Origin of the sequence: Allobosea sp. LjRoot9, from assembly GCF_964252745.1 — a bacterium.
Lineage (GTDB): Bacteria > Pseudomonadota > Alphaproteobacteria > Rhizobiales > Beijerinckiaceae > Allobosea.
Genome location: NZ_CAXUPC020000012.1, coordinates 43542 through 55303, shown reverse-complemented (window position 1 = coordinate 55303; position 11762 = coordinate 43542). Strand labels below are relative to the sequence as shown.

Below are 11762 nucleotides of genomic sequence, written 5' to 3'. Positions count from 1 at the left end.
TTCAGCCCGACAGCGATTGCGGCCAGCACCATACGTTCGACGAGAATACTGCGAATTCGGTTAATATTGCCTCAAATGGAGCGACATGGCCGGCACAATGACGCTCAGGCCAGCTACTCCGCATAGGCTAGAGGCTTTATGACCATGGCATTTGCGATAAAGGCCGAAATCGGCGATCCGCATGCGATGATGTTCGTCTTTACCGGGCAGAAGACGATGTATGGCGGAAAGCACATCGCGGCAGGCGATGTCGTCTTCATCTTCGCCAACGGGGCTAACGGGAACGAGGCTGGGCAAAGCCTGATCGCGCGTGGCGTCGAGCGCCAGACACCGCGCGTCAGCATCGCCGTCGAACGCATCGCGCTGGCGCGGCGGCCGTTGGGGCGCAGCGCGCTGAAGCCTTTCGCGTCCTGGAACGACGGCCGGCCAGAGACCGAGCTGAACTTCAAATTCTATCGCCAGGCGACCAACAAGATCGTCGCGATTTCGGACGAGGCGGCGGCGTTCCTCGATGCCTTCTTCTAGAGCGTTTTCGAGCGAAGTGGAGACCGGTTCGCGTGAAGAAAACGCGTCAAAACGGGGAGCTCTAACTCCCCGCCCCTGCCGCCCAGAGCCCGAAGAACAGCGCCGCGCCCAGCACTGCCACAAAACCCGCCGCCAACAGTTCGAGCCCGGCGATCAATCTGGCGCTGCGCAAGGTGCCACCGCCGGCGAATTTGAGCGCCGCGAATTTGAAGAACACCGCGAGCGCGGCGAGCGCTCCCGTCGTCAGCGCCGTGCCGAGCGCCATGGCGAAGGCCGCGGCGATGCCGGCCCAGAGCAGGCCTTGCGAGGCCGAGAAGACCAGGATGATCAGCGCTCCGGCGCAAGGGCGCAGGCCCGCCGCTAAGACCACACCCGCCATCTCGCGCCAGCTCTTGAGACGCGAGATTTCGTCGGGACCGGGCATATGGACATGGTCGCAGGTCGGGTCATGCGCCTGCGCGCCATGGCCGAGCGCCAGCAGCGCCCCGGCCTTGCGCCAGAGCACGAAGAGGCCAACGAGAGCGACCAGTGCAAAGCTCGCCTGCTCGACCATGTCGGCCGCGGTGGTCATGGTTTGCGCCGTCGCCCTCAAGGCCAGCGTCAGCGTGCCGACGAGCGTGATGGCGACGAGCGCCTGCAGGATTGCCGCCGCGAAGCTCAGGCCCAGCCCCCGGCGCAGGCTGCGGTTATCAGCGACGATATAGCCCGAGATCACCGCCTTGCCGTGGCCGGGACCGGCGGCGTGGAAGACGCCATAACCGAAGGCCAGCGCCATCAGGCTCCAGAGCGCGGCCGGGCTCTGATGGATCGCCTTCAGAGCCGCCGTCAATTCGCGGTAGAAGGAGGATTGCCAGGCCAGCAGCAATCCGCCGATCCCAGTCGTCGAGGGCAGCGCCTCGCGCGGCATCGCGCCGCCGAAGGGATTGCGCGGCGGCGGTGGCGGCACCGGGCTCAGGCTCGTGACGAAATGCGCCAGCAGCGCGAGGACCGCGGCGACCAGCGCAAGCGTAACCGCAACGACGATCAAACGGCGCGACAGTGCCGGCCAGGCAAGCGGAGTCGATTGCGACGGCGTCAGGGACATGACGGGGTCAAGGACATGCAACCAGCGCGCGGGTCGTCACCTGGAAGCCGCTCATATCCGGCGTGGCGGTGATGTCCTCCTGCGCCAGCTTGAGCTGGGTGGCCGCATCGAGCTTGGGCGGGCGCGCGACCCGCACGACGCAACCCTTGGGCGCATCGCGCGTGATCACGGCGTCGGGCGCATCGATGATGTCGAAGGCGACGAAATAGGTGGGATCGCCGATCTCCAGCCCGACCGAGCGGACCGATTTGATCGGCGTCTTCAGCGGCAGGGTGTAGGTCAGGGTCAGGATCTTGTTCTCGAAGGCGAGGCTGGCCTCGGTCGGCTCGCCGAACTCCTGCGCCTTGCCATTGGCCTTGGCGGTGGTGAAGAAGCCGACCTCGGGCAGCGACTCCATATTGACCTTGGCGAGGTCGACCAGTTCGTCGGGCGTCAGCTTGCCGTCGCCGTTCTTGTCGAGCCCTTGCGTGATATAGGCGGAATAGGCCTCGTCGAAGCTCCAGATGTGCTTCAGCGCCGTCACCGCCCCGTCGGGACCGAAGACGATCTCGGCGCGCGCCGAGACGAAGACATGCGGATGCGCGCTGGCCGGGGTGGACAGGACAGCCCACCAGCCCAGGGCCGCGAGCAAGGCAGCGGTGATGGCGCGGCGCTTCAAGGGGCAGCTCCTTCGCGTGAGGCCGAAACCTGGCGGATCATGGTTAACCTATTATGAACACGCCGCTTGCCGGTAATTTGCGTCGCAACCAGCCTTCCCTCGTAAACTGGGCCAAATCGCGGCGCAGCGTCAGCCCTCGCGTAAAGGCTGTAACAATCCCAATCTGAATTGACCCCAACTCTTGGATATGTCAGCCTTGCTGACATATCCAAGAGTTGGGCGATGCCCAGCTTGGAGGCTGGATCAACCGGCCCCATAGTCTGGAAACGGGACGATCCGGGGAGGTCGCCATGGCCGAGACGCAGCGAAACTCCGGCTCTGTCGCCAAGGCGGCGACCAGCCTGCGCGAGGTCGCGCTCGACGACAAATACGACCTGTCCAAGCAAACGATCTTCCTGACCGGCACGCAGGCGATCGCGCGCATGCTGATGGTCCAGCGCGAGCGCGACAGGCTTGCCGGCCTCAACACCGCAGGCTTCGTCTCCGGCTATCGCGGCTCGCCGCTCGGCGGCCTCGACCAGCAGCTTTCGCGCGCCGGCAGGCAGCTCAAGGCGGCGAATATCGTCTTCCAGCCCGGCCTCAACGAGGATCTCGCCGCCACGGCCGTCTGGGGCACGCAGCAGGCGGAACTGCAGGGCGAGGGTCGATATGACGGAGTCTTCGCGCTCTGGTACGGCAAGGGCCCGGGCGTCGATCGCACCGGCGACGTCTTCCGCCATGGCAATATGGCCGGCACCTCACCCCATGGCGGCGTGATCTGCCTGATGGGCGACGACCATACGGCTGAGTCCTCGACCAACGCCCACCAGACCGAATTCGTCCTCGTCGACCGGATGATGCCGATCCTGAATCCCGCCGGCGTGCAGGAGATCATGGATTATTCCCTGCATGGCCTCGCGCTCTCGCGCTTCGCCTCGGTCTGGGTCGGCATCAAATGCGTCAAGGACAACATCGAATCGACGGCGTCCGTCGATGGCGCGATCGACCGCGTGACGATCACCCTCCCCGATGATTTCGTGATGCCGCCGGGCGGCCTGAGCATTCGCCGCGAGCTCGATTTCCTCGACCAGGAGAAGCGCCTTCACATCCACAAGCGCGCCGCGATCCTGGCTTACTTGCGCGCCAACAAGCTCAACCAGACCATCACCTCCGGCGGCAAGACCCCGCGCATCGGCATCATCACCGTCGGCAAATCCTATCTCGACGTGCGCCAGGCCTTCGAGGATCTCGGCATCGACGAGGTCCGGGCGAACGATCTCGGCCTCCGCCTGTTCAAAGTCGCTTGCCCCTGGCCGCTCGACCCCTCCGAACTCAAGAGCTTCGCCAACGGCCTGGACCTCGTCATGGTCGTCGAGGAAAAGCGCTCGCTGATCGAGGTCCAGCTCCGCGAGGAGCTTTACGGATCAGAATATCAGCCGATGGTGATCGGCAAGAAGGACGAGGCCGGCGAATGGCTGTTCCCGGTCCATGGCGCGCTCGACCCCAACGATGTCGCGATCGCGCTCGGGGCGCGACTGCTGCAATACCGGGACGACCCGGCCCTGCGCGCGCGCTTGGAGGAGATCGCAAAAGCGCAAGGCCGGCTCGCGGAGGCCCAGGAGGTCGCCAAGCGCACGCCCTATTACTGCTCGGGCTGCCCGCATAACAGCTCGACCGTGGTGCCCGAGGGCTCGCGCGCCTATGCCGGTATCGGCTGCCACTACATGGTGCAGTGGATGGACCGCTCGACCACTGGCTTCACCCAGATGGGCGGCGAAGGCGCGAACTGGATCGGCGAGGCGCCCTTTTCCACCCGCAACCACGTCTTCCAGAATCTCGGCGACGGCACCTACACCCATTCCGGCTCGCTCGCGATCCGCTGGGCCGTCGCGGCTGGCGTCAACATCACCTATAAGCTGCTTTACAACGACGCGGTCGCGATGACCGGCGGCCAGCAGGCCGAGGGCCATCTCTCGCCCGACCAGATGGCGCGCCAGATCGCCGGCGAAGGCGTCCAGCGCATCGCGATCGTCAGCGATGATCCCGGCAAATATCCGCCCGGCACGGTTTGGCCGCCCGGCACGACGTTTCACCACCGCGACGATCTCGACGCCGTCCAGCGCGAGCTGAGGCAGGTGCCCGGCGTCTCGCTGCTGCTCTACGACCAGACCTGCGCCACCGAAAAACGCCGCCGCCGCAAGCGCGGCACTTATCCCGACCCCGACAAGCGCGTCATCGTCAACGAATTGGTCTGCGAGGGCTGCGGCGATTGCGGCGTGCAGTCGAACTGCGTCTCGGTGCAGCCGCTGGAAACCGAATTCGGCCGCAAGCGCCAGATCGACCAGTCGAACTGCAATAAGGATTTCTCCTGCGTGAAGGGCTTTTGCCCATCCTTCGTCACCGTGCATGGCGCGCGGCCCAAAAAGGCCGAACCGCGCAAGCTCGATGCCGGCGCACTCGGCGCGAGCGACATCCCCGAACCGCAGGTGCCCGCGCTCGACAAGAGCTTCGCGGTGATCGTCACCGGCGTCGGCGGCACCGGCGTCGTCACCATCGGCGCGATCCTCGGCATGGCGGCCCATCTCGAGGGCAAGGGCTGCGGCATGATCGACATGGCCGGCCTCGCCCAGAAGGGCGGCGCGGTCTTCAGCCACGTCAAGCTCGCCCCCACGCCCGACGACATCCACGCCATCCGCGTCTCGGCCGGGCAGGCCGACCTCGTGCTCGGCTGCGACCTCACCGTCACCGGCTCGAAGAAAGTGCTCGGCGCGATCAAGCCCACAGCCGCGACCGTCGTCGTCAACACGGCCGAGAGCCTGCCGGGCGATTTTACCCGCAACGCCGATTTCTCGTTGCCGATCGAGCGCATCAAGCGCTCGATCCTCTCTGCCTCTGGCCGCGACCAGACCCATTTCGTCGATGCGACCGCCGCGGCCGTCGCCTTCCTCGGCAATGCCATCGCCGCCAACATGTTCATGCTCGGCTATGCCTGGCAGTTCGGCAGCGTGCCCTTGTCGCGCGCGGCGCTGCTACGCGCGATCGAGCTCAATGGCGAAGCCGTGCCGATGAACAAGCAGGCCTTCGAGCTCGGCCGCCGCGCCGCGCATGATCCCGCTGCGCTGGTCGCCTCCCTGTCGGAGGCCAAGGCCCCGACACAGGCCCGGCATATCTCGGCTTCGCTCGCCGAGATCATCGCTCGGCGCGTGAGCCTCCTCACCGCCTATCAGAACGCCGCCTATGCCGCCCGCTATCGCGAACTCGTCAATCGCGTGCAGGCGAAGGAAGCTGAAGTTCTGCCGGGCCAGCACGCCCTGACCGAAACCGTCGCGCGCTATCTCTTCAAGCTGATGGCCTACAAGGACGAATACGAGGTCGCCCGGCTCTATGCCGACGGCTCGTTCCAGCGTCAGGTCGAGGCGACTTTCGAGCCGACCAGCGCCTCCGGCCAAAAGCTGCGCTACGAGTTCAACCTGGCTCCGCCGCTGCTGGCCAGGCGCAATCCCGTCACCGGTATTCCCCGCAAGATCAGCTTCGGTCCCTGGATGATGTCGGCCTTCGGCCTCTTGGCGAAGCTCAAGGGCCTGCGCGGCACGACCTTCGACATCTTCGGCTATAGCGAGGAGCGCCGGACCGAGCGCGCCCTGATCGGCTCATATGAGACGCTGATCGGCGAAATCCTGGCGAAGCTCTCGACCCAGAACCACGCGCTCTGCATCGCGCTCGCCGCGACGCCTGAAAAGATCCGCGGCTTCGGCCATGTCAAGGAACGGCACCTCAAGGCGGCGAAGGCCGAAGAGGCGGAGTTGCTGGCGAAGCTGCGCGATGGCTCTGCTGCCGCATTGGCGATGCCGAAGGCGGCGGAATAGGGCGCGGGGCTTTCGGTGCGCGCGCTTCCCTTCTCCCGCCAGGGGAGAAGGGAAAAGGGCCGCGCAGGAGAGAGGTCCCCACGCATCTTTCGTCCAGCTTGAGTCCGGGCGCGGCAGCAGCTCATACTGACCGCACCAACTCCCACCTAGGATCGCCCCGCCCTTGATCCCCCCCGAAGACCTCCGCCGCATCGCCGCCTGGTCGCGCGACCTGACGGAGGCGGAATTCGAGGAGGCGCGGCGCGGCGTCAGCCTCAAGCTCTATGGCAAGGGCGCCTATATCTGCCATGTCGGCGACAGGCTTGAATCCTGGACCGGCGTCGCCGAGGGGCTGGTCAAGATGTCGACCACCTCGAAGACCGGCAAATCGGCGACGCTGGCGGGCATGCGCGCCGGCGCCTGGTTCGGCGAGGGCACGGTGATCAAGGCCGAGCCTCGCCGTTACGAACTTGTCGCCCTGCGCGAGACCAGGCTCGCCTTGATGCGGCGCTCGACATTCCTCTGGCTGTTCGAGCACAGCGCGGCCTTCAACCGCTTCCTGGTGCATCAGTTCAACGAGCGCCTCGCCCAGTTCATCGCCATCGCCGAGACCGAGCGCACGCTCGATTCGACCGGACGCCTCGCGCGCAATCTCGCCTGGCTGTTCAACCCGATCCTCTATCCCGATCTCGACCGGACGCTGGCGATCTCGCAGGAGGAGCTCGGCCTGCTCGCCGGCATGTCGCGCCAGATCGCCAATCAGGGGCTGGCGAAGCTCGAGGGCCTGGGACTGCTGGAGGTCGGCCATGGCTCGGTGACGATCTTGGATCTGGAGCGGCTGGCGCGCTACGAGGGGTAAGGTCGGCACACAAAGCCAGAGCGGCTTGCGACCCGTTCCCGACACCACGAGGAATGTTTGTGAGGAGCGCCCCATTATGAGCCTGGCAAGCGACGCCCGTTTCTGGGACCGGACTTCGCGGAAATACGCCAGGAGTGCGATTGCGGACCAGGCCGGCTATGAGCGCACTCTGAACCGGACCGGCGCCCTGTTGGGGTCAGGCGACAAGGTGCTGGAGCTGGGCTGCGGCACAGGAACGACGGCGCTCCGGCTCGCCGGCGCTGTTCGAGACTACCTTGCGACGGATATTTCCGCCGGAATGATCGCGATTGCGCATGAGAAGCATGCCGCCGACCCTCTCCCGGGCCTCGTCTTCCGCACGGCGGCTGCAGAAGATCTCACAGCTGAGGCAGGGCAGTTCGACGTCGTTTTGGGGTTCAACTATCTGCATCTGGTCCGGGACCTGCCCGGGACGCTGCGCAACATCCACGCCTTGCTCTCGGCGGAGGGGTTGTTCATCTCCAAGACACCCTGCGTCGGAGAGATGAACCCGCTCATCTGGCTTGCCGTGCCTGCGATGCGCGCGATCGGGCAGGCACCTTATGCCGGCGTCTTTCGGGCGGCCAAGCTGCGCCAGCATATATCCGCCGCCGGCTTCGAGATTCTTGCCGCTGAAAGCCATGCAACGAAGGGCAAGGACCATCGCCCTTACATCGTGGCTCGCAAGCGGTGATGTAAACGGCGAAGGCTGCATGGAAACCCGCCATGGCAGGCATCGGCCCTACCTCATCACGAATCGCCGCCCGGCCAGTAGAAGCAGAGCAGTTCGCCGGCATCGTTGATGCACAGATGCCAGTGCCCATCCGGCGAGGCGCGCGCCTTCTGATAGGGAATCTCGAGGATAAGGGGTTCGCGGCGCTCCGTCGGCCACATCGGATGACGCCCCGGCGCGATCGTCACGACGAATCCGGATGGGTTCTCCCGGACGGCGCCAGCGTCGATCTGCGCGCAATCGGCGCCCGAGCAGCACTCGAAGGGATAGTCCCAACCGCTGGCAGCCTGATGCGAGCGCGTCTGCGTCGCTCCGGTGGCCAGCACCACCGCCAGGCTGATCGCGGCAAGAACACGCATTCACCTACCCTCGCGGCGAGCTTCCCTCTCGAAGGCGGCGGATGCAAGGCGTTCGCGACGCAAGCGCGGTCAGATGCGGTCCAGACAAGGAAAAACCGGATCATCGGCCTGCTGGCCGGCATGTCGCGCCAGATCGCCAATCAGGGGCTGGCGAAGCTCGCCGAGCTTGGCCAGCTCGATATTGACCATGGCTCGGTCACGATCTTGGATCTGGAGCGGCTGGCGCGCTACGAGGGGTGAGCAGCTTCAGTTTTACCGCTGCGCGCCCGCCTCAAAACTCCAACCTCCCATTTATCAGGTATTGATCGACGGCGTGCGCGCCTCCGGAATATCGTCTAGATCCGGGTAAAGTTCGAATATATGGGCAAGATAATCCGTATCGAGCGTGCCAATCGCCACCCCTGCCGTTCGGTGCATGCTTTTCATTACGGCTTCAGGAAACTGGCCCTGTATCAGCTGCAAGCTGGAACTGATGTGCATGATGGCTTCCAAAACATGGTCTCGAGCCAGTTCGGCCGCTTCTCGACTTAACATAGCGCCTCCGACCGGTTCACACGGGGGAAACTGAGCAGCGATATGAATCTCAACCATGCGACGGCATAGCCGAGACGGCTTGCGTTGCGATGCCCATTGACCAATGCGGAGTGGGTTCTGGCGAGCCCGATATCCCTTGCGCATCAAGGACGATCACTTATCCAATGCTTGGTCGCGCAGGTTCCCAAGACAATAGCGACCAAATGCCAAGTTGTCTGTCAAGCCCCCCCTTGCAAAGATGTGGGGTCGCTGCGAGGCTCACATCAAGAACAAGGGCCGAAACGGCCAAAACGAAGGTCGCTGCCATGTACGGCGGCCGGACAGGGTGGAGAACGCAATCGTGGCAAGCGCAAGCGCCGGCCAGGCGGATACCTTTCCGAAATTGCTGCTGCGCAATGCGCGCGAGCGCAGTTCGCGCATCGCGTTCCGGCACAAGGATCTCGGGATCTGGCAGTCCTGGACCTGGGCCGAGGTGGCCGAGCAGGTGCGCAGCTTCGCCAGGGGTCTCCAGGATCTCGGCCTGAAGCGCGGCGAGAAGGTCGCGATCATCGGCTACAACCGGCCCAGGCTCTATTGGTCGATGTGCGCCGCGCAATGGATCGGCGCGGTTCCCGTGCCGGTTTATGCCGACAGCGTCGCCGAGGAGATGGCCTATGTGCTCGACCATGCCGAGGCGGTCTTCGCCTGCGTGCAGGACCAGGAGCAAGTCGACAAGGTCCTCTCCATCGCCGAGCGCCTGCCCCATCTGCGCCAAATGCTCTATGACGAGCCGCGCGGCCTGCGCGACTACGACCACGGCAAACTGCACGAAATCGACAAGGTCATCGCGGCCGGGCGCGACGCGCTGAAGGCGAGCCCCGAGGCCGCAGCCGCCCATGAGCGCGAGATGGAGACCGGCTCAGGCTCCGATCTCGGCATCATCCTCTACACCTCGGGCACGACCGGCCGGCCCAAGGGCGTCATGCTCAGCCATTTCAACGTCATCACCGCCGCCGAGATCGGCTGCCAGTTCGACGGGCTGAACGAGAGCGACGAGGTCATCGCCTATCTGCCGATCGCCTGGGTCGGCGACCATGTCTTCTCCTATGCGCAGGCGATCGTCGCGGGCTTCTGCGTGAATTGCCCGGAAGGGCCCGAAACCGTCGTCGACGACCGGCGCGAAGTCGGCACGACCTACGCCTTCGCGCCGCCGCGCGTCTTCGAGACCATGCTGACCATCACCATGGTGCGCATGGAGGATGCCGGCCCGCTGATGCGCAAGATGTTCCACTACTTCCTCGGCGTGGCCAAGCAGCACGGCGAGAAGATCCTGAATGGCGAGAGCGTGCCGCTAGGCGCGAGGCTGCTCTACAAGCTCGGCGACATCCTGATCTACGCGCCCCTGCGCAACCGCTTCGGCCTGAGCAACATCAAGGTCGGCTATACCGCCGGCGAGGCGATCGGCCCCGAGCTGTTCAAGTTCTATCGCTCGATCGGGGTCAATCTGAAGCAGCTCTACGGGCAGACCGAAGCCGGCGTCTACATCACCATGCAGCCCAATGGTGAGATTAAGGCCGACACGGTCGGCCGCCCCGCGCCGCTGGTCGAAATCCGGATCGACGATAATGGCGAGGTGCTCTACCGCTCGCCCTCGATCTTCGGCGGCTATTTCAAGGATCCCGAGAAGACCGCGGAGACGATGACCGCCGACGGCTATGTCCGCTCCGGCGATGCCGGCTTCTTCGACGAGACCGGCCATCTCAAGATCATCGACCGCGCCAAGGATGTCGGCAAGCTCTCCTCGGGGGATCTGTTCCCGCCGAAATACATCGAGAACAAGCTGAAATTCTATCCCAACATCAAGGAGGTCGTCGCCTTCGGCCAGGGCCGCGACTACGCCACCGTCGCGCTCAACATCGACCTGACCGCGGTCGGCAACTGGGCCGAGCGTCACAATGTCGTCTACGCCTCCTACCAGGAGCTCGCCGGCCACGATCTCGTCTACGACATGATCGCCAAGCATGTCGACGAGGTGAACCGTTCGCTCGCCGCCGAGCCCCTGATGGGCGGGGCGCAGATCAAGCGGTTCCTGATCCTGCATAAGGAACTCGACGCCGATGACGGCGAACTGACCCGCACCCAGAAGGTCCGGCGCGGCTTCATCGCCGAGCGCTACGCCCCTCTCGTCGCCGCGCTCTATGACGGTTCGGACATCGCCGACATCTCCACCGAAGTGACCTTCGAGGATGGCCGCAAGGGCGTGATCTCCGCCCGCGTCAAGGTCCGCGACGCCAAGACCTATCCGGTAACCGCGCCAACTCCGGCGAGGGCGGCATGAACGTCGAGACCATGAACGTGACCGGGGAACCGCTGCACCGCGACAAGGGCGAGGTCCTGCTGTCGGTCGACAACATCTCGCTGCGCTTTGGCGGGGTGAAGGCGATCTCGGACGTCTCCTTCGACATCCGCAAGGGCGAGGTCCGCGCCATCATCGGCCCCAACGGCGCCGGCAAGACCTCGATGCTCAACTGCATCAACGGCTTCTACCATCCGCAGGAAGGCCAGATCACCTATAAGGGCGTGCGCCGCGCCAAGGTGAAGCCGCACCAGGCCGCGGCCGACGGCATCGCCCGCACCTTCCAGAACGTCGCGCTGTTCAAGGGCATGTCGACGCTCGACAACATCATGACCGGCCGCACGCTGAAGATGCACCGGAACTTCTTCTGGCAGGCGCTGCGTCACGGCCCGGCGATGACCGAGGAGATCGAGCATCGCAAGGTGGTCGAGGACATCATCGACTTCCTGCAGATCCAGCACATCCGCAAATTGCCCGTCGGGAAATTGCCCTATGGCCTGCAGAAGCGGGTGGAACTGGGCCGCGCGCTCGCCATGGAGCCGGAGCTGCTGCTGCTCGACGAGCCGATGGCCGGCATGAACCTCGAGGAGAAGGAGGACATGTGCCGCTTCATCCTCGACGTGAACAACCAGTTCGGCACGACCATCGCCTTGATCGAGCACGATATGGGCGTGGTCATGGATCTCTCCGACCGCGTCGTGGTGCTCGAATACGGCCGCAAGATCGCCGACGGCACGCCTGATGAGGTGAAGCGCGATCAGAAGGTGATCGACGCCTATTTGGGGGTGGCGCACTAGTGGCTATCACCTTCGCCATAGAGCATTTCTCCATCC

Annotated in this window: 10 protein-coding genes; 6 read left to right on the top strand and 4 right to left on the bottom strand. The window is 64.8% G+C overall.

Going from position 1 to position 11762, the window contains the following annotated elements; genetic code table 11:
• Positions 1 to 144: 144 nt before the first annotated feature.
• Positions 145 to 525, top strand: a complete 381-nt coding sequence (locus ACSQ3P_RS28740; protein WP_436168854.1) for a hypothetical protein — start codon at positions 145 to 147, stop codon at positions 523 to 525.
• A gap of 61 nt (positions 526 to 586) precedes the next feature.
• On the opposite strand, the gene ACSQ3P_RS28735 is transcribed toward ACSQ3P_RS28740, so the two are convergent.
• Positions 587 to 1609, bottom strand: coding sequence for a nickel/cobalt transporter (locus ACSQ3P_RS28735; protein WP_436168853.1), 1023 nt, complete (start codon positions 1607 to 1609; stop codon positions 587 to 589).
• 7 nt (positions 1610 to 1616) lie between these two features.
• A complete protein-coding gene (locus tag ACSQ3P_RS28730; protein WP_436168852.1) occupies positions 1617 to 2267 on the bottom strand; it encodes a DUF1007 family protein in 651 nt (216 codons plus the stop codon).
• A gap of 290 nt (positions 2268 to 2557) precedes the next feature.
• On the opposite strand from ACSQ3P_RS28730, the gene ACSQ3P_RS28725 reads away from it, so the two are divergent.
• The 3 genes from ACSQ3P_RS28725 (at position 2558) to ACSQ3P_RS28715 (ending at position 7662) form a co-directional block, all read left to right on the top strand.
• Positions 2558 to 6112 carry an indolepyruvate ferredoxin oxidoreductase family protein gene (locus ACSQ3P_RS28725; RefSeq protein ID WP_436168851.1) on the top strand — a complete coding sequence of 1185 codons (3555 nt, stop codon included), beginning with the start codon at positions 2558 to 2560 and terminating at the stop codon, positions 6110 to 6112.
• 163 nt (positions 6113 to 6275) lie between these two features.
• Entirely contained in the window at positions 6276 to 6950 is a 675-nt protein-coding gene (locus tag ACSQ3P_RS28720) for a Crp/Fnr family transcriptional regulator (protein ID WP_436168850.1), read from the top strand.
• Positions 6951 to 7026: 76 nt separating this feature from the next.
• Complete coding sequence (locus ACSQ3P_RS28715) at positions 7027 to 7662, top strand: class I SAM-dependent methyltransferase (RefSeq protein WP_436168849.1); 636 nt, start codon at positions 7027 to 7029, stop codon at positions 7660 to 7662.
• 56 nt (positions 7663 to 7718) lie between these two features.
• Here ACSQ3P_RS28715 and ACSQ3P_RS28710 read toward each other — a convergent pair whose 3' ends face one another.
• The gene (locus tag ACSQ3P_RS28710) at positions 7719 to 8060 is read right to left on the bottom strand and encodes a hypothetical protein (protein ID WP_436168848.1); all 342 of its coding nucleotides are present in this window, start codon (positions 8058 to 8060) and stop codon (positions 7719 to 7721) included.
• A 294-nt stretch (positions 8061 to 8354) separates the two neighbouring features.
• Positions 8355 to 8651, bottom strand: coding sequence for a hypothetical protein (locus ACSQ3P_RS28705; RefSeq protein ID WP_436168847.1), 297 nt, complete (start codon positions 8649 to 8651; stop codon positions 8355 to 8357).
• 280 nt (positions 8652 to 8931) lie between these two features.
• Here ACSQ3P_RS28705 and ACSQ3P_RS28700 point away from each other — a divergent pair, with 280 nt between their 5' ends.
• Together ACSQ3P_RS28700 and ACSQ3P_RS28695 are read left to right on the top strand one after the other, a co-directional pair.
• Positions 8932 to 10911: an AMP-dependent synthetase/ligase gene (locus ACSQ3P_RS28700; protein ID WP_436168977.1), complete on the top strand. Its 1980-nt coding sequence runs from the start codon at positions 8932 to 8934 to the stop codon at positions 10909 to 10911.
• Positions 10908 to 11726 carry an ABC transporter ATP-binding protein gene (locus ACSQ3P_RS28695; RefSeq protein ID WP_069688582.1) on the top strand — a complete coding sequence of 273 codons (819 nt, stop codon included), beginning with the start codon at positions 10908 to 10910 and terminating at the stop codon, positions 11724 to 11726. The genes ACSQ3P_RS28700 and ACSQ3P_RS28695 overlap by 4 nt, the downstream gene beginning before the upstream one ends.
• The last annotated feature ends 36 nt before the right edge of the window (positions 11727 to 11762 follow it).